20 protein-coding genes and 2 tRNA genes are annotated in these 24,862 nt (G+C 63.7%); all 22 read right to left on the reverse strand.

The features are described from left to right. Position 1: 1 nt before the first annotated feature. Positions 2–622 (reverse strand): ATP-dependent Clp protease proteolytic subunit, encoded by a 621-nt coding sequence (locus AAAX32_RS08000; protein ID WP_022095182.1) that lies wholly within the window; start codon positions 620–622, stop codon positions 2–4. 162 nt (positions 623–784) lie between these two features. Beyond that, positions 785–2,086 (reverse strand): trigger factor, encoded by a 1,302-nt coding sequence (gene tig / locus AAAX32_RS08005; RefSeq protein WP_349100466.1) that lies wholly within the window; start codon positions 2,084–2,086, stop codon positions 785–787. 88 nt (positions 2,087–2,174) lie between these two features. Next, a tRNA-Leu gene (locus AAAX32_RS08010) sits at positions 2,175–2,258 on the reverse strand. Positions 2,259–2,398: 140 nt separating this feature from the next. Next, positions 2,399–5,230 (reverse strand): molybdopterin cofactor-binding domain-containing protein, encoded by a 2,832-nt coding sequence (locus tag AAAX32_RS08015; protein ID WP_349100467.1) that lies wholly within the window; start codon positions 5,228–5,230, stop codon positions 2,399–2,401. Continuing rightward, the gene (locus AAAX32_RS08020) at positions 5,230–6,132 is read right to left on the reverse strand and encodes an FAD binding domain-containing protein (protein WP_204987180.1); all 903 of its coding nucleotides are present in this window, start codon (positions 6,130–6,132) and stop codon (positions 5,230–5,232) included. Before AAAX32_RS08020 ends, AAAX32_RS08015 begins: the two co-directional genes overlap by 1 nt. Positions 6,133–6,299: 167 nt before the next feature. Beyond that, the gene (gdhA, locus tag AAAX32_RS08025) at positions 6,300–7,655 is read right to left on the reverse strand and encodes an NADP-specific glutamate dehydrogenase (protein WP_117790751.1); all 1,356 of its coding nucleotides are present in this window, start codon (positions 7,653–7,655) and stop codon (positions 6,300–6,302) included. A gap of 257 nt (positions 7,656–7,912) precedes the next feature. Next, positions 7,913–8,308, reverse strand: coding sequence for a DUF3343 domain-containing protein (locus AAAX32_RS08030; RefSeq protein WP_349100468.1), 396 nt, complete (start codon positions 8,306–8,308; stop codon positions 7,913–7,915). A gap of 15 nt (positions 8,309–8,323) precedes the next feature. Next, the gene (locus AAAX32_RS08035) at positions 8,324–8,956 is read right to left on the reverse strand and encodes a molybdenum cofactor guanylyltransferase (RefSeq protein WP_349100469.1); all 633 of its coding nucleotides are present in this window, start codon (positions 8,954–8,956) and stop codon (positions 8,324–8,326) included. A 154-nt stretch (positions 8,957–9,110) separates the two neighbouring features. Next, positions 9,111–9,207 (reverse strand) — tRNA-Sec (locus tag AAAX32_RS08040). Between the two features lie 36 nt (positions 9,208–9,243). Continuing rightward, positions 9,244–11,211: a selenocysteine-specific translation elongation factor gene (selB, locus tag AAAX32_RS08045; protein WP_349100471.1), complete on the reverse strand. Its 1,968-nt coding sequence runs from the start codon at positions 11,209–11,211 to the stop codon at positions 9,244–9,246. Next, positions 11,208–12,665 carry an L-seryl-tRNA(Sec) selenium transferase gene (gene selA / locus AAAX32_RS08050; protein ID WP_349100472.1) on the reverse strand — a complete coding sequence of 486 codons (1,458 nt, stop codon included), beginning with the start codon at positions 12,663–12,665 and terminating at the stop codon, positions 11,208–11,210. Before selA ends, selB begins: the two co-directional genes overlap by 4 nt. Positions 12,666–12,741: 76 nt before the next feature. Then, positions 12,742–14,859: a molybdopterin-dependent oxidoreductase gene (locus tag AAAX32_RS08055; protein WP_349100473.1), complete on the reverse strand. Its 2,118-nt coding sequence runs from the start codon at positions 14,857–14,859 to the stop codon at positions 12,742–12,744. Positions 14,860–14,981: 122 nt separating this feature from the next. Continuing rightward, on the reverse strand, positions 14,982–15,821 hold the full coding sequence (locus AAAX32_RS08060; RefSeq protein ID WP_349100474.1) for a formate/nitrite transporter family protein: 840 nt from the start codon (positions 15,819–15,821) through the stop codon (positions 14,982–14,984). A gap of 39 nt (positions 15,822–15,860) precedes the next feature. After that, positions 15,861–16,364: a hydrogenase maturation peptidase HycI gene (hycI, locus tag AAAX32_RS08065; RefSeq protein ID WP_349100475.1), complete on the reverse strand. Its 504-nt coding sequence runs from the start codon at positions 16,362–16,364 to the stop codon at positions 15,861–15,863. Then, a complete protein-coding gene (locus AAAX32_RS08070; RefSeq protein WP_349100476.1) occupies positions 16,364–16,945 on the reverse strand; it encodes a formate hydrogenlyase maturation HycH family protein in 582 nt (193 codons plus the stop codon). The genes hycI and AAAX32_RS08070 overlap by 1 nt, the downstream gene beginning before the upstream one ends. Next, positions 16,946–17,728, reverse strand: coding sequence for an NADH-quinone oxidoreductase subunit B family protein (locus tag AAAX32_RS08075; protein ID WP_006234107.1), 783 nt, complete (start codon positions 17,726–17,728; stop codon positions 16,946–16,948). Between the two features lie 2 nt (positions 17,729–17,730). Beyond that, on the reverse strand, positions 17,731–18,447 hold the full coding sequence (locus AAAX32_RS08080; protein ID WP_349100477.1) for a formate hydrogenlyase complex iron-sulfur subunit: 717 nt from the start codon (positions 18,445–18,447) through the stop codon (positions 17,731–17,733). Position 18,448: 1 nt separating this feature from the next. Then, positions 18,449–20,221, reverse strand: coding sequence for a hydrogenase large subunit (locus AAAX32_RS08085; RefSeq protein WP_349100478.1), 1,773 nt, complete (start codon positions 20,219–20,221; stop codon positions 18,449–18,451). Positions 20,222–20,225: 4 nt separating this feature from the next. Then, complete coding sequence (locus tag AAAX32_RS08090; protein ID WP_006234110.1) at positions 20,226–21,791, reverse strand: hydrogenase 4 subunit F; 1,566 nt, start codon at positions 21,789–21,791, stop codon at positions 20,226–20,228. 3 nt (positions 21,792–21,794) lie between these two features. Continuing rightward, positions 21,795–22,448 (reverse strand): hydrogenase 4 membrane subunit, encoded by a 654-nt coding sequence (gene hyfE, locus AAAX32_RS08095; RefSeq protein WP_006234111.1) that lies wholly within the window; start codon positions 22,446–22,448, stop codon positions 21,795–21,797. A gap of 10 nt (positions 22,449–22,458) precedes the next feature. Beyond that, positions 22,459–23,916: a hydrogenase 4 subunit D gene (locus AAAX32_RS08100; RefSeq protein ID WP_349100479.1), complete on the reverse strand. Its 1,458-nt coding sequence runs from the start codon at positions 23,914–23,916 to the stop codon at positions 22,459–22,461. Positions 23,917–23,932: 16 nt separating this feature from the next. Continuing rightward, positions 23,933–24,856, reverse strand: coding sequence for an NADH-quinone oxidoreductase subunit H (locus AAAX32_RS08105; protein ID WP_006234113.1), 924 nt, complete (start codon positions 24,854–24,856; stop codon positions 23,933–23,935). Positions 24,857–24,862: the final 6 nt, after the last annotated feature.

The raw sequence follows: 24,862 nt of genomic DNA on the forward strand, positions 1-24,862 counted from the left end.
CCTAGGCATCCTTCGCGGCGAGGTCGCGCGAGGTGACGATGCGGTCAATCAGACCGTAGTCGAGGGCCTCGGCAGCCGTGAGGTAGTTGTCGCGCTCGGTATCGGCCTGAACCTTCTCGATAGGCTGGCCCGAGGCGTCAGACAGAATCTGGTTGAGCTCGCGACGGGTCTTCTTAATCTCCTCGGCCACGATCTCGATCTCGGTCTGCTGGCCCTGCGCACCGCCGCTGGGCTGGTGAATCATGACCTTGGAGTGCGGCAGGCAGAAGCGTTTGCCCTTGGCGCCGGCCGAAAGCAGCACGGCGGCCATGGACGCGGCCATACCGACGCAGATGGTGGAGACCTGCGGCTTGATGAAGTTCATGGTGTCCAGAATCGCCAGGCCGGAGTAAACCTCGCCGCCGGGCGAATTGATGTAGAGCGAGATATCCTTCTCGGCATCCTGACTCTCAAGATGCAGCAGCTGGGCAACGACCAGGTTGGCGCTGACGGAGTTAATCTCCTCGCCCAAGAAGATGATGCGGTCGTTGAGCAGGCGCGAATAGATATCGTAGCTGCGCTCGCCGCGCGGCGTCTGCTCGATAACGTATGGCACGAGGGCGGAATCGAACTTAGCGATCATACGCATCTCCATTTCTCTTACGGACCAATAGTGGTTCTAGATAAACGTACGGTGCCCGCATGCAATGCATTGGCTGGCACCGTACGAAGCAACCGGATAACCGGTTTATAACTTTACCCCATCACGGGCACATGCATGCGCTCGCGAGCAAGGTGGCGAGAATTACTCGGCGTCCTTGGCGGTCTCGTCGACCTCGGTCACCTTGGCGTTCTCGACCAGGTGGTCGACGGCCTTGGAGCGACGGATAGACTCGCGGACAGCAGGCATACGGCCATCGGCGATAAACTCGGCCTTGGAAGCCTCGACGTCCTTGACGCCGGCCTTCTCGAACTCGGCGTTGACGTCGTCCTCGGTGACCTCGATCTTGAGCTCACGGGCGAGGGCGTCGAGCGCCAGGGACTCGCGGGCAACGTCGTTGGCCTGCTTGTGCAGGTCGCCGACGAACTGCTCCATGGTCAGGCCAGAAGCCGGCAGCCAGGTGTCGAGGGTCATGCCGCGGGAAGCGAGGTTGGACAGGAAGTTCTGGCCAAGCTCCTCAAAGACGGACTGCTCGTAGTCGGCGTCCATCTCGTCGAGCTGCAGGCGCTCGGCGAGAGCGGCGACGCAACGGTTCTCCTTCTCGGCCGGGAGGCGGGAAGCCTTGTCCTGCTCGATCTCGAGCTTGATGGCGTCGCGCATAGCGTCGATGCTGTCGAAGCCAAAGTCGGACTTGACGAGCTCGTCGGTGAGCTCGGGGGTGTTGCGGACCTTGATGCCCTTGACGGTGACCTCGACGGTGTGGGTCTCGGCCTCCTCGCCCTCCTCGACCTCGTCGGTCCAGGTGACGGACTTGACGTCGTCAACGTTAGCGCCAATCAGGGCCTCGTTGAACTCCTTGGGGTTGCTGTCGCTACCGGCGATGAGCATGCGGCCCTCGGCGGCGAAGTTATCAGCGTTCTCGACGGCCTTGAGGTCGACGGTCACATAGTCGTCAGCCTCGACGGCACGACCCTCGACGTCCTCGAAGGTGGCACGGTAGTTGAGGAGCATCTCGACCTGGTTGTTGATCTCGGACTCGGTGACCTCCGCGGGAGGCATCTCGATCTCGACGGCGTCGAAGGAGGAGAGCTCGGCAGCAGGACGCAGGGAGAACTCGACGGTGTAGGTGTAGTCCTCATGATCCTTGGCGAGGTCGAGCTCCTTGTAGTCACCGTTCTTGGTGGGGACGATGTCCAGCTCGTTGAGGACGGCGGGCTCGTTGGCGGCGATCAGGTCGTTGGTGGCCTGCGCGAGGGTAGCCTCGGCGCCAAGTGCGGAGTCGATGACCGGACGGGGAGCCTTACCGGCACGGAAGCCCGGGAAGCGGTACTTCTTGGCGGTGTCCTTGTAGGCCTTCTTGATCGCGGCGTCGACGTCGGCGGCCGGGATGGTGACCGTAGCGGTGAGCTTGGCGTCCTTGACGTCAGAAGCGGTGATGTTCAACACGTTCCTCCTCATACTGCCCAGCTTATCTGAGGTGCTGGTACCTTTATGCAACAAAGTGTCGCGACGGCCGGGGCCGACGCAGGTGCGATGGTGCGGGCGAAAGGACTCGAACCTTCACGGGAATCCCACCAGAACCTAAATCTGGCGCGTCTACCAATTCCGCCACGCCCGCATGAGCGCACAGACTAGGAATGATAGCAGATACGAACGGTAAGCGCACGCACACCTTTTACAGGCTCACGACCTCACCACGAGTGCGCAAGGCGGGACGAGTTGCCCCGCCCCGCCCATTACGACTTGTTCGCTGACCCGCTACTCCCCCAGCAGGGCCTTCTCGGGCGTGATCGGCAGCGAGCGCACCTGGTGGCCGGTGGCGTGCGCGACGGCCGAGGCCACGGCGGCGAGCGGCGTGTTGATGACGACCTCGCCGATCGACTTGGCGCCAAACGGGCCCGTCGGCTCGTAGCTCGGCTCAAAGGCCACGCGAATGCTGCCGATATCCAGGCGCGTGGGCAGTTTGTAGCTCATAAAGTTGCCGGTGCGCAGGCGACCGCGGTCGTCATGCTCGACGATCTCGTAGAGCGCGTGGCCGATACCCTGGGCAATGCCGCCCTCGGCCTGGACGCGCGCGAGCGCCTCGTTGATCACGGTGCCGCAGTCCACAGCCGCCGCGTAGTCCACCACGGTCACCTTGCCGGTGGCCTTGTCGACCTCGACCTCGGCAATGCCGGCCATAAACGGCGGAGGCGAAACGGGCAGGCAGGCAGAGGCATGCGAGGTGAGCGCGTCGCCGCCCGCGATGTTCTTGACGCACAGGTTGGCAAAGTCGCGCAGCGTGAGGTAGCGGTTCTGCTCGCGCGCGGCACGCTCGTCGGACAGACGCACGTACTGGCCATCAAAGACCACATCGGCGGCGTCCACGTCCCACATCTGGGCGGCCTTGGCGCAAATTTTCTCGCGCAGCTCCGTCGCGGCGTTCTTGGCTGCCAGGCCCGTCACGTACGTGCCCGAGCTCGCGTACGAGCCGGCGTCGAACGGCGACACGTCGGTGTCCACGCCGCGCACCACAATGAGCGAGCTTTCAACGCCCAGCTCCTCGGCGGCAATCTGCGCCAGGATCGTATCGACGCCCATGCCGTTATCGGTGGCGCCGGTGCCGATGGTAATGAAGCCGTCCTCTTCCAGGCGCATGTCGATGCCGGCGATATCCACGTTAGAAATGCCCGAGCCCTGCATGGTGAGCGCACAGCCCAGGGCACGCACGCGGTCGCCCAGGTCGACGGCCAGCGGCTTGTCGCGCCAACCGATCATGTCCATCGCGCGCAGCAGGCAGCGGTCGAGCGCGCAGGCGTTGAGCTTTTCGTTGTAGTACTGCGGCATGATTTCGCCCTCGCGCACAATGTTCTTAAGGCGCAGGTCGGCGGGATCCATGTGCAGCATGTCGGCGAGTTCGTTGACGGCGCTCTCCACGGCAAACTGGCCCTGGGTGGCACCGTAGCCACGATATGCACCGCCGCGGTTGGTATTGGTGTAGACGGCGTCCCAGCTAAAGCGGCTCGCCTTCACGTGGTTGTAGATGGGCAGGCTCTTGTGGCCCGAAAGGCCGATCGTCGTGGTAGCGTGCTCACCGTACGCGCCGGCGTTGGACAGCGTGTGCAGATCGATGGCCGTGATGGTGCCGTCGTTCATGGCGCCCAGCTTGACGGTCATCTGCATCTGGTGGCGCGAGTTGCCCGCGGTGATGGTCTCCTCACGCGTGTAGCAGCAGTAGCTCGGACGACCGGTCTGCTGGGTGACAAACGCAACGAAGATCTCGCAGCAGCCCGTCTGCTTGGAGCCAAAGCCGCCGCCGATGCGCGGCTTAATAACCTGCACCTGCGACTGCGGAATGTCGAGCGACTGTGCGACCATGCGGCGCACGTGGAAGGGCACCTGCGTGGAGGTAGTCACCGAGATACGTCCGAACGCGTCGGTCGTCGCGAAGGCGCGGAAGGTCTCCATGGGCGCGGTCTGCGTGGCCTGGCTGGTGTAGGTGCGGGTGAAGACGATGTCGCTCTGGGCGAAGGCCTCGTCCAAGTCGCCAAAGTCGCTCGTGCCGCTGCACACCAGGTTGCGCGGGACATCGCCGCCCTGCGGGAACATAAAGGTCACGTCGCCCTCGGGATGGACCACGATGTCGTTATCGAGTGCCTGGGTAAAGTCGAGCAGCGGCTCGAGCACCTCGTAGTCGACCTTAATGAGCTTGAGTGCCTTGTCGGCGGCCTCCTCGGTCTCGGCGGCGACAATCGCCACCTCCTCGTTTTGGTAACGGACGAGGTTCTCGAGAATCAGGCGGTCGTAGGGACTCGGCTGGGGATAGCTCTGGCCGGCGATGGTAAAGCGGCGCTTGGGCACGTCCTCGTAGGTGTAGACGCCCACCACACCGGGCACCTTCAGGGCGCGCGACGTGTCGATGGAGCGGATCTTGGCGCGGGCATACGGGCTGCGCTTGAGCTTGACGATCAGGGCGCCGGCGGGCACCAGGTCGCCCGTATAGACGGGACGACCCTCGAGCAGCGCCTTCGAGTCCTTCTTGGGCTGCTTGTGAGTGATCTGCTTGTACGCGACACCGTCGCAGCTGGTGTCGTTGACCGGAAGCTCGGGCATCTCAAAGCCCACCTGCACGCCGGACTCGTTGAGGAAGCGCACGATGGCGCGCAGCTGGCTCTCGTAGCCGCTGCAACGGCAGAGGTTGCCGGCAAGCTGGCGCGAGAGCTCCTCGCGCGTAGCGACGAGGCTCGGGTCCTCCTTGGCGGCGCGGGCAAGCGCCAGCACGTTCATAATAAGGCCGGGGGCGCAAAAACCGCACTGCTCGGCGCCTTCGGCAGCCATTGCGCGGGCAAGCGCCTCGGACTCGGCCTTGAGGCCCTCGAGCGTGGTGATGGTATGACCCTCAACACGGGCGGCGGGAACCGAGCAGCTCAGCACCGGGTCGCCATCGAGCCACACCGTGCACAGGCCGCAGTTGGTGGTCTCGCAGGCGCAGCGCACCGATGAACAACCCTGCTCACGCAAAAGCGAAAAAAGCATGGTGTCGGGGGCAATCTGAACCTTGATCTTGCGGCCGTTGAGCGTAAAGGAAAGATCGATGAGTTTGGCAGCCATTAGCGCACCTCGCTAGAATCGACGCCGGGCACGCGGCGGCAGGAATACTCGTCCGTGGCAAACTTAGGCACTTGCACGGTCTCGAGCTCGCGGGCAAGCGCGGCCGAAAGCTCGATGCCGGCGGCGCGGCGCACGGCCTGGACGGCAAGCGGGGCCGAGATGCGACGGCGGTAGTCGGCCGAGCCCCACATATTGGTGCCGTATCTCAGGGCACGCACGGATGCGGCAAGGGCGCGCAGCTCGTCCTCGGAAGGCTGCTTGCCGATAAGGCCACATGCCTCGCCCTGCAGCAGGGTCGCACGCAGCGGGCGGGCGCCCACGGTGACATGCCAGCTGTTGTCCCACCAGGCGGCGGTGACGTTTAAGGAGGGGAAGTCGGTCGCGGCCTTGCGCACGGCCTCGTAGCTCGCACGGTAATCGTGCTTAACGACCACGACGTGCTCGATCACGTCACGCACGTAGCCCATGTCCACGAACTCGGCGAGCGGCACGCGGCCGGCACCCGTCAGCTCAACGTACGAATCGAGCGCGAGGAAGGCGGAGAGCACGTCCGAGAAACCAAAGCGACCGTAGATGCTGCCGCCCACCGTGGCGGTGTTGCGCAGCTGCACGCCCACGATATCGCGGACGGCGAACTCAAAGACATGGTTGACAAGCGCGTTGAGCTCGGCATGACGCTCGAGCTGGCGCAGGGTACACATGGCACCGATGCGAAACTCGGTCTCGGTCTCCTCGATCTGATCGAGTCCGCAGGCCGAAAGGTCAATCGCCGTCGCCACGCGACGCGAACCCAGGCGCATCCAGATGCCGCCGCCCACAATCTTGTTGTTGCGGTTCTTCTGTAAGAGCTCATAGGCTTCGGCCGCGTTTCCAACACGGACGTAGGTACCGAACTTGAGCACGTTCTCCCCCATCTCTTCACTTGTCCAGTACCTCTAAGTGTACCAAACGAGAGCGCACAGCTCGTGTCGGGGCAAAATGATCCGTTTTCCTCCGTCCCCGACGGATCAAAAAAGGCTCCCAGCCGGAATGGCTGGGAGCCTTATCACATGCTATGTCGAGCGAAGATTTAGCAGACGCCCTGGGCGAGCATGGCGTCGGCGACCTTCAGGAAGCCAGCGATGTTGGCGCCCATGACGAAGTTGCCCTCCTGGCCATACTCCTTGGCGGTGTCGTCCACGTTGTGGAACATGCCGCGCATGAGCTGCTCGAGCTTGCCGTCGACCTCCTCGAAGGTCCAGGACAGGTGCTCGGCGTTCTGGCTCATCTCCAGGCCGGAAACGAGCACGCCGCCGGCGTTGGCAGCCTTACCGGGCATAAAGGCGACGCCGTTCTCCTGGAAGTAGGTCGTGGCCTCGATGGTCGTGGGCATGTTCGCGCCCTCGCCGACCACCTTGCAGCCGTTGGCGACGAGCGCCTGGGCATCCTCGAGCAGCAGCGTGTTCTCGCGAGCGCAGGGCAGCGCGATGTCGCAGGGAAGCTGCCACACGCCACGGCCGTCGCCCTCGTGCCACACGGCGTTGGGCTTCTCGTCGACATACATAGCGAGCGTGACGCCCTTGTCGTGGCCGGAGCGCTTCTTGTTGTAGACATGCTCGAGCACGGTGTAGTCGATGCCGTCGGGATCCTCGACCCAGCCATGGGTGTCGGAGCAGGCGAGCACCTTGCCGCCGAGCTGGGCGACCTTCTGGACCGCGTAGATGGCGACGTTACCGGAGCCGTGAACGACGACGTTCTTGCCCTCGAAGGAGTCGCCGCGGCTCTTGAGGTACTCGTCCACAAAGTAGACCAGACCGTAACCGGTGGCCTCGGTACGGGCGAGCGAGCCGCCAAAGGAAAGGCCCTTGCCGGTAAGGACGCCGGTCCACTCGTTGGTCAGGCGCTTGTACTGACCGAACAGGTAGGCAACCTCGCGGCCGCCAACGCCCAGGTCGCCGGCGGGAACGTCGGTGTTGGGGCCAATGTGGCGATAGAGCTCGGTCATGAAGGACTGGCAGAAGTGCATGATCTCGTTGTTGGACTTGCCCTTGGGGTCAAAGTCGGAACCGCCCTTGCCGCCGCCCATGGGAAGGGTGGTCAGGCTGTTCTTGAGGATCTGCTCCAGGCCCAGGAACTTGAGCATGCCCAGGGTGACCGTCGGGTTAAAGCGCAGGCCGCCCTTGTAGGGTCCAATGGCAGAGTTGAACTCGACACGGTAACCGCGATTGACCTGAACCTTGCCCTGGTCGTCGACCCAGGGAACACGGAACATAACGATGCGCTCGGGCTCGACGAGGCGCTCCAGCAGGGCGGCCTCCTCGTACTCGGGGTGGGCGTCGAGCGCCGGCTGGATGGTGCCGAGGATCTCGGTCGCGGCCTGGATGAACTCAGGCTGCTCGGGATAGCGGGCCTTGAGCTCTTCGAGAACTTTCTGCGTGTAGCTCATGCTTCCTCCAATGATGGGAAACGAAAAATGTTGGTCGCGGCACCCCATGCGCCGCGAACTTTATCGAGTATGGATAATATCGCACTGTTGCAGCAAAGTTTCGCATAAGCCAACGAGCAGATGTTTCGTTTTGATTACGATGCAGGTAGAAGCGTTTTTGAGAGCCTGACGTGCAAAACCTGTGTTTCAAACCTGTTTCGTCCACGTGTTCCAAACCACCACATTGGGGACAGGCACCTTTGTGGTGATGTTGGCGGTTAGAGGACGAGCTGATGGTAGTCGGCGGGGGTTATGCGGCCTTCGGTGGCAGCGCGGAAGGCGGCGAGTGCATCGCCCGAGAACGGCATGGCCCAGCACAGCCCGCAGCCGGCGGTGATGGAGCCGGGCAGCGGCATGATGCGCCCGGGCACACCGGCGGCAAGGCACAGCTGCTCGCATTCCATCACATCGAAGGTGCTGTCAAACGACACGATAATCTTGCGCTCGTGGTCGAGGGCATCACCGGACGGGCCTTCGCGGTGTGCCTCGCGATACGCCGCGGCGGCCGCCTCCTCTTCCGTGGTATGTCCACAGCCACCGCAACCGCAGGTACAGTGTTCGGACCCGTCGCAAGTGCAAGGCTCTCCCGTGTCGGGACAAATATCGTGAGACATGGCAACTCCAATCGTCTAGGCGAGTAACTCGGCCGCCGCAAACTCCTCGGGCGTATTGACGTTCTCGAAGCAGAGCGTCGAACCGGCAACCTCGACAATCTGGGGCTCATCCAGATAGCCGGCATGGACCTGGTCGATCAAACAGCGGATGCGTTGGCGGTCCCGATCGAGCAACTCACGGGCAACCGGCGCGCAAGCCTGGCGGCGCCACACGGCGCACAGCGGCTCAATCCCCCGCTCCTCGCGCGGGACGCACACATCGAGCGGGCCTTCCTTGACCCGATCAGAAAGCGCGCCGATCAGTTCTGGCGAGACGAACGGCATATCGCAGGCGACGATCGCCGCGAGGGGCAACCGAGCGGCAGTCAGCGAACTCGCGATGCCGCGCATGGCGCCCGCCGGCCCCTCAAGGTCCGACACTATTCGCGGCACCAGGCCGCCAAACGCGCGCTCCTCAAGGTAGGCAAGCTCGCTGGGACGCGAAGTCGTCACGACCAACTCGCCGGCAACTGGCGCCAGCCGACCCAGCACGCGTTCGATGAGCGGCTCGCCGCAAAACGCCATGCGAGCCTTATCACAGCCCATGCGCGAGGACAGCCCACCCGCTTGGACGACACAAGAAAGATCGGCACGTCTTACGGTAGTCATACGGCAAAACACCTCCATCGGCATGCTCGAAACCCGGCGCACGAAGCTAAATACAGCCACCGAAATAGCAGCGCTACGAAAAGCTCGTGCAAAAACAAAACAGCGCCTTTGCGGCACGCAGCAAGACCGCGAGCACAAAAGCGCTGGTAGCGTATGGCGGGAACGTATGTGAATCGAACACATCCAAGACGTTTTGCACGCCTCGCAACGGTTTTGAGGACCGCGGAGCCCACCGGAGCCCATCCGTTCCCAAGTGCGGCGGTATTTTACCAAACCGAGCAGCCGATCTAGCGCAGGGACCTCAGGCCGCCGGCCTCCTTGTCGAGCACCGTAAAGCGCACGGCATCCAGGTGCTCCAAGATGCTGATGGCACGCTTGCGTGACACACCCAGCGCCTCGCGCAGCACGCTCGTGGTGGCAGCGCCGCCGGCAGTCTCGATAGCGGCGGCGACAAGCTCGCGCGCATGGGCCTCGGCGGCAGCGGACAGGGCAACGTCGCGCTCGACCTTAACGATCGAGCGGTTGAGCGAAAGCTCGCGCAGGGCACGCGTCATGGTGTCGCGATCGAGCTGCAACTGCTCGCCAACCTCGGGCAACGTCGGTGCATCGAGGCCGGCTTCGTCCAGCAAGGCAACGATCCGATCGCAGGCCTCTCGCACCACGCGTGCCGCCGCGGCGGCCGAATGCGGATCGAATACCTCGGCACCCTCGGCGGCGCACACGCCACGCGAGCAGCCCTCGGCAATCAGAGCCGCGGCAACGTCTTCATCAGTGGCAGGCCACGCAGCATGGGCAACGGCGCCAGGCGTAAAGCCCGTCTCCTTGGGAGACGCCGTATGCATGGCTGACAGGGTCGCCGCCAGTGCATCCATCGCGGCGTCGAGTACCACGGTATCCGCATAGAGGTCCGCATCGCCCACGACAAGCTTGCAAACGGAGCCCTGCGACACCAACCCGCGCAGTGCGGCATCGACCTCACCGACACCAAGATCCAAAGCCTCGGCAACATCAACCGTCGTAACCGGCAAAGTCTGCAGCGCCAGCCACGCGTCCACACCAGCGACGGCATCGCCGGCCTCAAGCGCTGCAAGCAGCGTGCACTCCCCCGCCGAAAGCTCGCGCGAGCGACGGCAGCGCGAAAGCAGCACACGCCCGCCGCCAATAAGCATCACGGGCGAATAGGACAGCACCACGGCATGGTCCCCGGCACGCACCGGCAGCGAGTTTTCCAAGCGCACCTGAACAATACGGGTCTCGCCCACCGCCATGGGGGCCTCGCCCTCCATGAACATGATGCGACCGACAACCTCGGCTGTACCCGCCATCACGTGCACGCGCGCACCCGACTCGAGCACACGCGGCTTGGCTCCCTCGCGACCCAGGTAGGTGAACGTCATCATAAAGCGCAACGTCTGACCAAAGCGGTCCGCCACACCCAGCATCTCGCCACGGTCAAGCGCCGGGACACCGTCACCAACTAGGTTGAGCGCCACACGCTGACCAGGCAGCGCGCGCGGCGTATCGCCATGCACCTGAATCCCGCGCACACGACAGACCGTACGCGACGGCAAAGCCATCAGCTCGTCGCCCACCGCAACCGGCGCATCGTGCAGCGTTCCCGTTACGACAGTGCCGACGCCCTTGATCGTAAAGCAGCGGTCGATGGGCAGACGCGGCGCGGCATCGGTGAGCTCGGAACGGTCGCGGCAAGCATCCCAGCAGGCACTTACCTGCTCGTCGAGCACCGCAAGCAGCCCGTCAATCCCCTCGCCTGTCTTGGACGACACAGGCACGATCGGCGCGCCCGCAAACACGGTACCCGACAAAAAGTCATCGACATCAAGCTCGGCAAGCTCGGTCATCTCGGCATCGGCCAGGTCGCACATCGTCAGCGCCACCACCATGTGTGTGACGCCCAGCAGCTCCAGCACATGCACGTGCTCGCGGGTCTGCGGCATCACGCCCTCGACAGCCGAAACCACCAGCACGGCCACATCGATGCCCGTGGCACCCTGCACCATGGCGCGCAGGTAATGCGCGTGGCCCGGCACGTCGACCAGGCCAACGATCTTGCCACTCGGCAGCGCCAGCTCGCCAAAGCCCAGCTCAACCGTCATGCCGCGACGGCGCTCAACTTCCAGGCGGTCGGGGTTTTTACCCGTCAGCGCCTCGATGAGCGCCGACTTACCGTGATCGACATGTCCCGCCGTACCTACGATAACGGGGCATTCCACCAACGCTTCGGCCCCACTCATCGGTGCACCGCCTTGGCAACGCATGCGGCAAGCGTCGACGCCGCTGTCTCGATATCGCGGTCGCCCACGAGTGTGCGCACATCAAACAAAATGCGATCGTGCGAGGTTCGCGTGACAACCGGAGTGTCGAAGTCCTGGACAAGCGAGCGCTTGAGCGCGTCGACCGTCAGGCGCTCGTCAACAAGACGCACGGCAACGCACATCGTGGGCAGCTCCACGGTAGGCAGCGAGCCGCCACCGGGGGTCGACGATTCCTCGACAATCTCCAACTCAACGGCACACGGGCAGCCAGCCTTATCGAGCCCGGCGACCATACGATCGCGCAGCTTGCGGGCACGTCGCTCCAAATGAGCCTGCGGCAGCGTAAGCATGCTGAGCACCGGAATATCGCGATGGGCAACATCGGCGCCGTCCATGTAGATACGCAGCGTGGCCTCGAGCGCCGTGAGCGCCAACTTGCCCGGGCGCAGGGCGCGCATAAGCGGGTGCGACCCACAGGCCTGGACCAGATCGCGACGGCCCATGATAATGCCTGCCTGCGCGGCACCGAGCAGCTTATCGCCCGAGCACGACACCAGATCGAGCCCTGCCGCTACCGAAGCCGGCGTGGGCTCCTCACCGCCGCGCACCAGGATGTCATCGGGCAAAAGCGCGCCCGAACCCTGGTCCTCGTAGAACAGCAGACCATGCTTGTGGGCCAGGGCGGCAAGCTCCCGAGAGCCCACTTCCTCGTGAAAGCCCTCGATGCGATAGTTGGAAGGATGGACCTTGAGGATCATGGCCGTATCGGGCGTAATGGCTTGCTCATAATCTGCCAGGTGCGTGCGGTTGGTGGCTCCGACCTCGACGAGCTTGGCGCCCGAGGCCGCCATAACATCGGGGATGCGAAAGCTACCGCCGATCTCGACAAGCTCGCCGCGGCTGACGATGACCTCCTTGCCTGTGGCATGGGTCGCCAGCACCAGCAGCACAGCGGCGGCGTTGTTGTTAACGACCAGCGCGTCCTCGGCACCGGTAAGCGAGCGGATGAGCTGCGCGGCGTGCTCCTTGCGCGACCCGCGCGAGCAGGTGTCCACGCTGTACTCGAGCGTGCTGTAGCCACGCGCGGCCTCGGCCACAGCCTTTGCCGCCGACTCCGCGAGCGGGGCGCGACCCAAGTTGGTATGGATGACCACACCCGTGGCGTTGACGGCAGGACGCAGGCTCGGCAGTGCGGATCGATGCGCACGCCACTCGATGGCCGAGGCCAGGTCGCGCTTGGAACGCGGGGCGGCGCCGGCACGAATCGCGGCGCGCTCCTCGTCGAGCTCGGCCGTGACGGCGGCATGCACCACCGCGTCGCAGGTCTCCCCCGCCGCCTTCACAACCGGCCACTCTGCGAGCAGCTCGTTGACGGAAGGAATAGCGCGAAGGCGGGTGCGTACCTCATCGGACATGTTCTGGCTATCGCTCATGTGCGACCTTTCAAAACCAAAGGTGAATCAATCGTTCGAACGTCAAACTATCAGCCAATTCGATCGGCTGAGTCAATCAATCGCTATTATCCTCGCGTGCCGCGATCTTTTCCACGCGAACGGCATTTTCCTGAGTGAGTGCGGCGCCCGTCAACGGGTCCCAACGCAACGGTGTGTGGTCGAGCGGGCCCACGCCCAAGGCTTGAGCGCCACCGGCATCGACGCCAAACGAACGCCCGCCGGGGGCGGCCGAGGTAAAGATGCACGCCGGATGCAGATAGGGCGTCGTCTCCACGCGCACGCGGTCGCGGCCCAAATCGCTCACGAGCTCGACGATCTCGCCGTCGGCGATGCCCATGTGCACAGCAGCATCGGCATTCATCTGCACGGCATCCAGGTCCGATCCAGCCTCGGCGGCACCTTGGGCCGCAAGCCTTCGCGAGGTATGCGACTCAAAGGGACGGTTGCCGCTAATGAGACGAAACATCCCCGGGCCGGGCTCCACCATGGGCGCGATCCAGTTGGGCACGCGACCCAGACCGGCTCGTTCCCATACGTCGCTTGCCAGCGCGATCCTGCCGCCGTTCAAGGGAATCACCGGCTCGCCCGTACGCGAGGACTGCGCAACGCCCGTGTCGGCCCAGCCGCGCTCCTTGAGCTCGTCCAGATCAATCCCAAACGGCGCCACCTGAGCAGCCGCCAGATCGTCGGACGTAAAGTCGAAGCACTCGCCAACGCCGCAGGCCGCAGCCAACCCGGCAAAGATCTCCCGCCCCGGTCTCGTGTCGTCATGCTGCACAGGCAGCACGGCGTTGCGGTAGAACACCCGCGAATCGTTGGCGCCCACGACCGTGCCCACGCCGCGGTCGGCCTCCAAATACGTCACGTCGGGCAGCACGAAGTCAGAAGCACGAGCCGTCTCGGACCAGCGAATATCAATCGTCACGAGCAAGTCGAGCTGCTGCAAAATACCCAACCAAGCCTGCGCATTGCCATAGCCCGCACCGGGGTTACTGGCATAGACGATGAGCCCGCGCAAATCGCCGGCAAGAATCGACTGACCGATGGTCGTACACAGGCCGCGCACCGGATCGACCAGTGGATAGCGCTCGGACCCCAGCTTGGGCCCACACGGCACCGGCGGCGTCGCAAAGCGCGCGGGATCGAGGTCGCCCAACACAAGCGGTGTGGGCGGATTGAGCGCGCCGCCCGCGTGTCCGATACAGCCCAGCAGCACATCGACCAAGCAGATAGCGCGCGCGGTCTGGGTGCTATTGGCATACGCGATGCCAATGCCACCATGAAAGCCCGCGTCCACCACCGCAGCAGGCGCCGCGGCAGCGAGATCGCGCGCCGTGGCGACAATCTCTGCGGCCGGCACGTCACACATCGACTCGGCCCACTCGGGCGTCCAAGCACGGGACGCCTGCGCCAGCTCGTCAAAGCCCGTGGTATAGCGGGTCACGAACTCGTGGTCGTACAGGTCCTCGGCAATCAACACATGGGCAATACCCAACAGCAGCGCCAAGTCGCAGCCCGGGCGCACGCGCAGCCAACGGTCGGCAAGCGCGGCCGAGCCGCTGCGCCGGGGGTCAACCACGATAATCTTCGCCCCACGGCGGCGGGCATCGTTGAGCACATCAACGGCCCCCATCGTCGACGAATCGACGATGGAACGCCCCAGGTACATGATGCAATCGGTATGCGCCAGGTCGGAGGCGGGGCTATAGCCCAAGCTATGCTCCCAACCAGTGAGACGGCTTACCTCGCAGGCGCCATCGGCACCGTACACGTTGGGCGAACCCAGCGCATGCATAAGACGATAGCCCCAGTAACGGTCGAACGAGGGCACGCCGAGCGTCATGCCCAGCGCACGCGGACCATGCCCGTCAACAATCTCCCCGAGGCGCGCTGCGATCTGCGCGAACGCCTCGTCCCACGAAATCGCATCGAACCCCGAGCCATCAGCTCGTCGGCGCATGGGGTGCACGATGCGATCGCGCTCGTCAAACGGCATAGACAGGCGATGGCGCCCGCGGGCGCACAGGGCACGCGCCGCGCACGGATGTCCCGGCACCGGCAACTCGGCCACCACGTGACCGTCCTCAACGCGTGCCGCAAAGGCGCAATCGGCATAGCATCCCCCGCATGTGGTCACCACAGCGCGACCGTCACGCTCCACAGCAGATGCCATCTCGATTACCCCTTTCACAAGCCAAACACAACAGGCCAACAGCCCGGCAACGAGCTCCAGACCCAAAAAGCCTCCCGCACGGCAACGCCCCGCGGGAGGCCCAACGTCAAACAGACGGTACCTTACGCCTCGGACTTCTTGGCGTAGATAAACCAGTAGCCGAGCGCGATCAGAACCGCGCCGCCCACGATGTTGCCCAGCGTGGCAGCGGATAGGTTAAACGCAATGCCCGCGACGTTGAGTGCATCGGCCCCGGCGACCTCGGCACCATAACCGCATGCATGCATCACGGCGCCCATGGGCAAAAAGTACATGTTGGCAACGCAGTGCTCAAAACCGCAGGCCACAAAGGCTGCGATGGGCAGCAGAATGCCCACGACCTTATCGACCACGGTCTTGCCGGCAGTACCGATCCACACGGCCAGGCACACAAAGATGTTGCATAGGATGCCGCGGAAGAAGATCGTCACCCAATCGATCGTCACCTTACCGGCGGCGACACTCACCATGGAATTGGCGACCGCCTCGCCGTTAAGCTTATAGATGCCGGCCATGTACACCAAAAAGACGATGAACAGGGCACCGACAAAATTGCCGCCCCACACGACGACCCAAGCCTTAAGCATCTGAGCCAGCGTGATCTTTTTGCTCTTGAGCGCGCAGATCATAAGCGAGTTGCCGGTAAACAGCTCGGCGCCGCACACCAGCACCAGCACCAGGCCCAGGCAAAAGCACAGGCCGCCCACGACGCGCTGGGCACCCCAGCCCAGCGTGCTGTCGCTCAAAAACACCGTAAAGAACAGGCCGCCGAAGGCGATAAACGCGCCGGCGAACATTGCCAACAGAAAGGCCTTAGCGACCGGCAGGTTAGCCTTGGTCACGCCGGCGGTCTCGGTCTTGGCCTCGATCGCGGCGGGTGCCAGGCAATCGGGAGCGGGGTACTCCACCTTGGAATCTGCCATGTCAATCACTTCTTTCCTATTCAGCAGAGACAAGCGCTGCTACAGCTCCTGCCCCAAGCGGACAAAGTGGGAAAAGTCGTTGGCGGCCACGGCGTCATACACGGCGTCGACGGCCTCAAAGACCTCCGGGGACATGGGGTTATAGAACTCCGTATCGCCCGGCTGAATCCCTATGAAGACGATATCTTCGCACGATTGCTCGATTTCTTCGATCAGAATCGACAAGGGAAGCGAATGCGTGGTGAACATCGACTTGCGGGCCACGTCACGTTTGTCGAGCAAGCGGATGGCGCCGACGGGCAGCGCCATGTCGGCGGCATCGACCAAAACCAAACGCGGCGGACGCTCGCGCTTGACCTCGATGATGTCGTCCTCGGGCGTTTGCCCGCCATCGATGGTGTACCAACCGGCGATGGGTGCGTCTTCCATCTTTTTAGAGAGCACGGGACCGGCGGCATCGTCGGCACGCAGCACGCTTCCCGCCGTGAGCACGATACCCGCAAACGGGTAGCCGTTTACACGTCCATCCACAACGCGACCCATTACTGCAACCTTCCCGTCAGGTACACGCCCGACACATCGCGCACGCGCTCAACCAGATCGCGAAACTTCATTAAGAACGCGACCTGTTGGGCATGCAGGCCAAAGTCGTCATCGAACACCGAGATGCCGGCCTTGGCCGAACCGCGAAAACCGCGATCGTCGAGCAGCGTGTCGCAGGCCTCGAGCAGCGACGGCACCTCCGCCTTGTCGAGCTGGCACTCGCCAAAGGAGCGGATGGCCTCGAACTTGGTCTTGGCCTCCCCCTCCGGCAGCGCGTCGACGAGCGAATAGAACACGTTCACCGGCACCGACAGGCGCGGCTCAAAGCAGTCGAGCACGCCGGTGTGGTGGCCCACGGCGAGCGTGTAGTACAGCACGTCGCAGGCCTCCTGGGGAACGTCTTCCTCGGTCTCCACAAACTTACGCGTGAGCTCATAGAAGACCACCTGGTCGGGCGTATGGCCCAGGCAGGGGTCGGCGACGCCCTCGGCGGCCTCGTCGCTTGCGCGCGAGGCATCGCCAAAAGAGCCGCCGAGCATGCCGGGGCCCGCAAAGTAACCAGAGCGGTCCGTGAGCTCCATCTAGCGACCTCCGGCCAGCACCAGATCCTGTAACGCCGAGTACACCTCAACGCGGCGCGGATCGTCCTGCTTATCGATGAGCAGCGCCATGGCGCCGCGGATATCGCCCTTGGGCGCGCCCTCGAGCGTATCCATAAACTCGTTGGCCAGGTCACGGCCGTAGCGGTAGCCGCTCATGGCGCGAGCCTCACGCTCGATGGCCACACGCAGCTTGTACGGCACGCCGGGGTGCAGGATATCGGCCTGCTCGCCGGCGGCCTCCACCGTGGTCTCGGCATGGAGCTTTTGGTCCAGCAGGCCAAGTGCCATGGCAAAGCCGTAGACGGTCTGCGCGGGGCTGGGCGGGCAGCCGGGGATATAGACATCGACCGGCAAGATCTTGTCCGTGCCGCCCCAGACGCAGTAGTTGTCGTAGAAGATGCCGCCGGTGCAGCCGCACGCGCCATAGGACACCACGATCTTGGGATCGGGTGCGGCCTCAAAGGCGCGCAGGGCCGGCATGCGCATGGCACGCGTCACGGCACCGGTGTACAGCAGCACGTCGGCGTGACGGGGCGAGGGCACGACCTTGATGCCAAAACGCTCGACGTCAAAGACGGGCGTGATGGAACCGAAGATCTCGATCTCGCAGCCGTTGCAGCCGCCGCAGTCAACGCGGTAGACGTACACCGAGCGCTTGATCTTCTTAAGAAGGGTCGCCTTGGCCTTCTCGATGCTCTCGTCGAGCTCGATCTTGGTCGGGCGGTACTGAAGCCGCTCGGGCAAAAGCGTGGGTTCGGCCATGGTTACTCCTCCTTCTTGTCTAGATCCATGATAATGCCCTCGACCGGCGCGGGACCTGCGGGGATCTCGGGCGCATCGGGGTTGAGCTCGCGGTCGATATACTCCGGGTTCACACCGTGACCGCCCAGATACTCCATGCCGGGGCCCAAAGGTTCACCGGACGTAGGCGTTTCGTTGGCAACCATGCCGGCGGCATTGCCGGTCTTTACGGCCGACGCGGCGCGCAGGGCGTCGAGCTCACGCTTGCACTCCTGGCACATACCAACGGTACGAGCGGCCTGCTCGGCCTCCATGCCGCCGGCCTTTTGCAGCAGGCGCCTGGCGTAGTCGATCTCCTTGTGCGGGGCGAACGGCTTGCCGCAGCGCGAGCAGTGCTCGAGCGTGTAGACGCTCTTGCTGGTGAGGTCGTCCTTGCTCATGACGGCCAGCTCAAACTCCTCGGTGAGCTTGATGGCCTCCATGGGGCAGGCTTCCTCGCAGCGGCCGCAAAAGATGCAGCGGCCGTAGTCGATCGACCAGGTGATGGTATCGGCCGAAAGGTCGGTGTCCATGCGAATGGCATCGGCCGGGCACGCCACGCCACAGGCGCCGCAGGCAATGCAGAGCTCTGAGTCGTGCTCGGGCTTGCCGCGCATGTCCTTGTTGGTGGGGAACGGCGCAAACGGGTACTTGACCGTCGCGTCGCCGGCCTTGGCGTTAACCTTCCAAAGCTTCAGCATATTAGAGCGCCTCCTCATCGAGCGGAGCGGCCACGGTGCCCTCGCCCGCAAGCGGCGACTTGTCGCGCCAGACGTTTTCGAACTGCTCCTTGTCGAGCACATGGTCGCGCTTGGCGGCGACGTCGGTCACCGTCACGCGGTCGGTGCAGGAGTAGCACGGGTCCAGCGAACCGACGATCAGCGCCGCGTCGCCCACGGTGTTGCCGCGGAACATGTAGCGCAGGACCGGCCAGTTGCTGTACGTGGCGGCCTTGGCGCGCCAGCGGTAGCACTTCTGGTTGTTGCCGAGCATCGCCCAGTGCACGTCCTCGCCGCGCGGCGCCTCGGTGGCGCCGATGGCGTACTTGTGCGGGGTGTACTCCCAATCCGTTGTGAGGATGGGGCCCGACGGGCAGTTCTCGAGCATGGTCTCGATCATGTCGATCGAATCGTAGACCTCCTGGATACGCACGGCGGTACGGCCGAAGGCGTCGCAGGTGTCGGCCGTGGCGGCGTGCATCTTCATGACGTCCGGATCGAGGTAACCGTCGAAGGGATGGTCGAAGCGCACGTCGCGGGCATAGCCCGAACCACGCATGAGCGGGCCGACCGGCGAAAAGTCGCGGGCGATCTTACGATCGAGAATGCCGATACCGCTCGTGCGCTCAATAAAGTTGGGCGTGGAGAGCAAAACGTCGACGAGCTCCTGGACCTCGGAGCGCAGCTGGTGGATGGTCGTGAGCGTGGAGAGCTTCTGCTCGGCCAAGATGTCGCGACGCACGCCACCGATCACATTGAGGCCATAGGTCTTGCGGTGACCGCTGAGTTTCTCGGCCAGGTCCATGGACTTCTCGCGAACGCGGAAGAACTGCTGGAAGCCGGAATCGAAGCCGGTGTAGTGCGATGCGAGGCCAATGTTGAGCAGGTGCGAGTGCAGGCGCTCGACCTCGAGCATGATGGCGCGGATGTACTGCGCGCGCGGCGGGACGTGAATGCCCTGGGCGCGCTCGACAGCCTCGGCGTAGGCCACCGAGTGGGCGCAGCCGCAAATACCGCAGATACGGTCGGCAAGGAACGTCACGGCGTCATAGTTCAGGCGCGTCTCGGCGACCTTCTCCATACCGCGATGCACGTAGAACAGGCGGTAGTCGGCGTCGACGATCGTCTCGCCCTCCACGAACAGGCGGAAGTGGCCGGGCTCGTCGGAGGTGATGTGCAGCGGTCCCATGGGGACGAGCGTGGTCTCCTTGCCCTTGGTGTCGGCCAGGAATTCGTAGTTTTCCATGTCGCTCGCGGGGGCGGGGCGGAAACGGTAATCCATCGAATCCTTGCGCAACGGGTACAGCCCGCTGGGCCAATCGTCGGGAAGCACCAGGCGACGGCGGTCGGGCAGACCCTCGGGAATCAGGCCGAACATATCGCGCAGCTCGCGCTCGCCCCACACGCAGGCGGGGACAAACGGGGTCACGCTCGGGAACGTCATCTTGGCGGGGTCGACCTCGGCACGGACGGTCACCCAGCCGGGGTCCTCGCCCTCCATGGAGATGACGTAGTACACGGCGTAACGGCCGCATAGGCTGCGCTCGTCGTTGCCGACAATCACGGGAATCCAGCCGTAGCGCTCGTAGTACAGGTAGTGGACGGCCTCGGGCAGACGGTCCAGCTTGACGGTGATCGTCAGCTGGTCCTCGCACTGCCATTCGACCTTCTCGATAGCGCCCGGCACTGCGGCGCGCAGGGCCTCGACGTGGCTTTCGCAACGACGAGCGTAGTCCTTCTTTTCAGGTTCTGCCATGGTGCTAATTCACCTCGCTTGTCTTGGTCTGGGAACTGAACACCATGCGGTAGAGAGGAGCCTCGTGGAGCTCTTCGACGCTCTGGTTCAAAACGACGGACGTTGCATCCTCGACGCCGCTCGTGATGGCGACCGGGGTGGCGATACCGAACCACATGACCACGATCGCGAGGGCGATCTCGGGGATGATCATAAGGGCGGGCACCTCGTGGCGCTTCATGCCCTCGGGCGCCTTGCCGAAGATGGACTTGAGCGCGATGCCGGTAAGGGCAAAGTACACGCCGGTGAGGCCAATGGCCACGAGCACGACCACCCAGATGGGACCGGACTGGATGCCGGCCACGAAGGTGAGGAACTCGGAGATGAACAGGGCGAACGGCGGGAAGGCGGCGAGCGCGAGCAGGGCGATGATGGTGAGCGCTGCCGTGACGGGAGCGATCTCGACGACGCCCTTGATCTTGTTCAGGTCGCGGGTGTGGTAGATGTGCTGGATGTTACCGGCCATGCAGAAGGCGAGCGCCTTCGTGAAACCGTGGAAGATGCAGTGCAGCAGGCAGGCGGCGATACCGAGCGGACCACCGATACCCAGGCACAGCGCGACCACGCCGACGTTGTCGACGGAGGAGTACGCGAAGCGGCGCTTGATATCGTCCTGCTTAAAGATGCACAGGGCGGCCACCAGGATGGACAGCGTGCCCAGGATGAGCAGGAGCGTACGCGGATAGGTGTCGCCCACCGTGATGATGGACAGGGAGTAGAAGCGGATGATCACCAGCATGGCGCACTTGAGCAGCACGCCCGAGAGCAGCGCGGAGACCGGGCTCGGAGCCTGGGAGTGCGCGTCGGGCAGCCAAGTGTGCATGGGGAACAGGCCCGCCTTGGTGCCGAAGCCGATGACGATGAACGCGAACGCGAGGCGCACGAGCATCGGGTCGAACTGGTCGGCGTAGGGCATGATGGAGGTGAGGAAGGCTGCCTCATGCGCGTTGGGCATGATATCGGCGGCGTTCGCGTAGATGAGCAGCGTACCGAACAGGCCGAAGGCCACGCCGGCGGTGCAGACCATCGCGTACTTCCAAGACGCCTCGAGCGCCTGCTTGTTCTTGTAGATGCCCACGAGGAACACGGTCGACAGCGTGGTGGCCTCAACCGCCGCCCAGGTGAGGATGATGTTGTTGGACAGGCAGGCGAGCAGCATCGTGAAAACGAACAGGCTAAACAGCGCGTAGTACTGCTTGGTGCGCTCGGCCGGCATGGTCTTCTCCTTGATATCGATCTTGATATAGGAGATGGAGTACACGCCGGTGATGAACCCGATGATGCCTACCAGAAGGACGAAGATCGACGAGAGCGAATCGAGATGGAGCCACAGGCCCAAAGCGTCGATATTCTGCCCGCTCGAGAGCATGGTTCCCGCGGTGACGACCGAAAGGACGAGGGTCGCCGCGACGGAGATGGTGTTGAGCCCCGCAAAGACGCTGTAGGACGTCGTCTTGGGGAGCGCAGCCATAATCAGGGAGAACACGAGGGGACAAGCGAGCAGGGCGACCGTCAGCATTGAAACATCCATGGCCTACCCCTTCAATTCGGTCAGGTCGTGGGAGTCGAGCGACTTGGTGTCGTTCCAGATCCTCACGACGACGGCGGACATGATGATGACGGCGAAAATGGCGTCGGTGGCGATGCCGATCTCGATGATCTCGGGGGCCGTGGGCGCGAGCAGGGCGAGCGTCACGTGGCTACCGTTCTCCATAAGGCAGTACCCGAAGATTTGCTTGAGGATGTTGCGCTGGGAGATGATGCACGTGAGGCCGACGAAGAAGTGCGCGAAGCTGATGGCGAGGGCCGGAGTAGCCACCTCAGCGGTGGGCAGGCTCAGGCGCGTGACCACCGCGAAGCAGATGGCCACCTCCAGACCGGTGAGGATGATGGTCCAGGCCGGCTTGACGGAGGAGGTCAGCGTGCTATCGGCAGGCGAACCCATCTTTTTGTAGGCACGGTTGAGAATGAACGGAACGAGGATCACCTTGGTGACGAAGGCCGACGCGGCCCACATGAGAAGCTCGGTGGCACCGGTGGTGAGGCCCAGGGTGAGCAGCACGCCCACCAGGACAACCGACTGGATCGCGTACCACTTGATGGCGGACGGGATGGTCTTCGAGACGACCACCATGGTGGAGGTCACGATCAGAAGACCGCCCAGGATATTGACTAACGAATAACCCATGTCCTACCTCCTAACCCATCCAACTAGAGGACAGAGGACCGGCGACGACGACCATGATCATGAGGACGACGAACACGAACGCCATGGCGCGCGGAAGGGGCTGGCCGGCGGCCACGGTCTCGTTCGGCTCACCGGGCAGGACCTTACCCATCCAACGCAGGAACCATGCGAAGGTGGCGACGGTCTCGACGACCATGACGCACACGAGGACGAAGATGACCGTGTTGGAAGCACCAACCGCGAAGCCACCGGAAATAATCTGGAACTTGGAGAAGAACGTGCTCATGGGGGGCACGCCGGCGATTGCGGTCGCGGCGACCGCGAAACCCACGCCCGTGACCGGGTACTTCTTCATGAGGCCCTGGATCTTGGGCAACATACGGGTTCCCAGCGTGAAGCTGAGGGAGCCGGCGATGAGGAAGAACAGGGTCTTGGTGAACGCGTGGTTGAAGATGTGCTCGACGGCGCCGTTGAACGCCATTTGGCTTCCGAACACGGAGAGGCCCAGGCCGAAGAACACGTAGGCGAGCTGCGCGATCGTCGAGAAGGCGAGCAGGCGCTTCATATCCTTCTGGGGCAGATACATGAGGAAGCCGAAGAGCATGGTCACGACGGCGTCGATGATGGCGACCCAACCGACGATCTCGGGGATATCGCCGGCGCTCGCAAGAGCGCGGGCGAACACGCACACGCCGACCTTAACCATAGACGCGCCATGGAGGTAGGCGGAAACGGGCGTGGGGGCCTCCATTGCGGAGGGCAGCCACATGTAGAGCGGGAACTGGGCGGACTTGGCCCAAGCGGCGAACAGGATGAGCAGCAGCACGACGGTCTTCATACCGGAATCGAGCTGGGAGATCGCGCTCAGCGCGAACGTGCCGGTTCCGGCGAACAGGAAGGCCGCGCCGATGTAGAGTCCCAGAGCGCCGATATGGGTGATGATGAGCGCCTTCATACCGGCCTTCTTGGCCGTGGGCGTCATGTAGTAGCTGATGAGGCCCCAGGAGCACACACCGGTGATCTCGAAGAAAACGAGCTGGCCGACGATGGTGGAGCTGTAGGCGAGACCGGCCATGGCGCCGATGAACGTGGAGAAGTACACGTAGAAGCGACGACGGGGCGCGTCGGGATGCTCCTTATTCTTATCGCTCATGTACGGGAACGAATAGATGACGACGAGCAGGCCGATAGCGACGAACGCGGGTGCGAGCAGCGTGCTCATCCGGTCGAATATGAAGCCCATGACCAAGGTCTGGCCCATACTCGCCCAGGTTACATCGACCGCGTTCATGCCGTTTCCGGCAAACGTCGCGGCCAAGCCAACGGAAGCGACCGTGGCGATGCCGCCGGCAAAGGCGCAGATCCATTTAGCGTAGGGACGCGGCAGCATGACGATGAGCAGGGAGCCCAGCATGGGGACGGCGATCGCCACCATGGCAAAGAGGGACAAGCTCGATTCGATTGACATAGTTTCTCCCTTCTCCCTACACGCCTACGACGACGAAGACGAACGCGAGGACCGCGATGCCGACGACGGCCCAGGTCTGGTTACCGAGCACCTTGAAGCGCGAACGGGAAACGGAGTTCTCGAGCACGCCGCAGACGACGAAATCGACCAGGCACTTGACGAGGAAGACGACGGCGCCCACGAGAGCGGTGACGCCGATGGTCGCGGGCTCTCCCCAGGGGATGAAGATGGAGGTGAACCAAGCGACGACCACGACCTGCTTCATGCCCATGGCGAGCTTCATCATGGCCAGGGACGGGCCGGAGAGCTCGGCGAGCGGGCCCTCCTGGAGCTCCTGCTCGGCTTCGGCCTGATCGAACGGAAGCTTGCCGAGCTCCATGTAACAGGCGGCCGCGAAGGCGACGCCGGCGAGGATAACGGCGACGACGCTCGAGACGTTGCCCGTAACGATGTGCTGACCCATGGTCGCAATGTCCGTGGAGCCGCACACGATGGCGACGGTGAACAGCGCGATGAGCATGGACGGCTCGATGAGCACGCTCATGAGGAGCTCGCGGATACCGCCGAAGCCCGCGTAGGCGTTGGAGGAATCCACGCCGGACAGCGCGAAGAAGAAGCGGGACAGCGCGAGCGCGTACATGATGGTGATGGCGTCACCAAAGACGGGCATGGGGCTCTGGAGCGTGAACATGGGCAGGCCCATGGCGAGCATAAACGACACCGCGAGGAACAGCGGCGGCATGATGCGCAGCACGAAGCTCGAGTCGGAACTCACGGACTCGGGACGCGCCATGAGCTTCGCGAGGTCCCGGTAATCCTGAAGGATGGACGGACCGCGGCGATTGTGCATCTTCGCGCGAATCACACGGGCGAGGCCGGAGAAGAAGGGCGCGACCAGCATGACCACGAGGCCCTGCGCCATCGCAAGAACGATGTTCATAATATC

The organism is Collinsella sp. CLA-ER-H3 (assembly GCF_040092425.1).
Classification (GTDB): domain Bacteria; phylum Actinomycetota; class Coriobacteriia; order Coriobacteriales; family Coriobacteriaceae; genus Collinsella.

Coding starts and splice junctions, on each gene's coding strand:
- AAAX32_RS08105 (WP_006234113.1), bottom strand. CDS start 24,856: ATGAACATCGTTCTTGCGATGGCGCAGGGCCTCGTGGTCATGCTGGTC.
- AAAX32_RS08015 (WP_349100467.1), bottom strand. CDS start 5,230: ATGGCTGCCAAACTCATCGATCTTTCCTTTACGCTCAACGGCCGCAAG.
- hycI (WP_349100475.1), bottom strand. CDS start 16,364: ATGGGTCGCGTTGTGGATGGACGTGTAAACGGCTACCCGTTTGCGGGT.
- AAAX32_RS08060 (WP_349100474.1), bottom strand. CDS start 15,821: ATGGCAGATTCCAAGGTGGAGTACCCCGCTCCCGATTGCCTGGCACCC.
- AAAX32_RS08055 (WP_349100473.1), bottom strand. CDS start 14,859: ATGGCATCTGCTGTGGAGCGTGACGGTCGCGCTGTGGTGACCACATGC.
- AAAX32_RS08030 (WP_349100468.1), bottom strand. CDS start 8,308: ATGTCTCACGATATTTGTCCCGACACGGGAGAGCCTTGCACTTGCGAC.
- AAAX32_RS08070 (WP_349100476.1), bottom strand. CDS start 16,945: ATGGAGCTCACGGACCGCTCTGGTTACTTTGCGGGCCCCGGCATGCTC.
- AAAX32_RS08075 (WP_006234107.1), bottom strand. CDS start 17,728: ATGGCCGAACCCACGCTTTTGCCCGAGCGGCTTCAGTACCGCCCGACC.
- AAAX32_RS08090 (WP_006234110.1), bottom strand. CDS start 21,791: ATGGATGTTTCAATGCTGACGGTCGCCCTGCTCGCTTGTCCCCTCGTG.
- hyfE (WP_006234111.1), bottom strand. CDS start 22,448: ATGGGTTATTCGTTAGTCAATATCCTGGGCGGTCTTCTGATCGTGACC.
- AAAX32_RS08035 (WP_349100469.1), bottom strand. CDS start 8,956: ATGACTACCGTAAGACGTGCCGATCTTTCTTGTGTCGTCCAAGCGGGT.
- AAAX32_RS08085 (WP_349100478.1), bottom strand. CDS start 20,221: ATGGCAGAACCTGAAAAGAAGGACTACGCTCGTCGTTGCGAAAGCCAC.
- gdhA (WP_117790751.1), bottom strand. CDS start 7,655: ATGAGCTACACGCAGAAAGTTCTCGAAGAGCTCAAGGCCCGCTATCCC.
- AAAX32_RS08100 (WP_349100479.1), bottom strand. CDS start 23,916: ATGTCAATCGAATCGAGCTTGTCCCTCTTTGCCATGGTGGCGATCGCC.
- AAAX32_RS08080 (WP_349100477.1), bottom strand. CDS start 18,447: ATGCTGAAGCTTTGGAAGGTTAACGCCAAGGCCGGCGACGCGACGGTC.
- selA (WP_349100472.1), bottom strand. CDS start 12,665: ATGAGCGATAGCCAGAACATGTCCGATGAGGTACGCACCCGCCTTCGC.
- selB (WP_349100471.1), bottom strand. CDS start 11,211: ATGAGTGGGGCCGAAGCGTTGGTGGAATGCCCCGTTATCGTAGGTACG.
- AAAX32_RS08000 (WP_022095182.1), bottom strand. CDS start 622: ATGATCGCTAAGTTCGATTCCGCCCTCGTGCCATACGTTATCGAGCAG.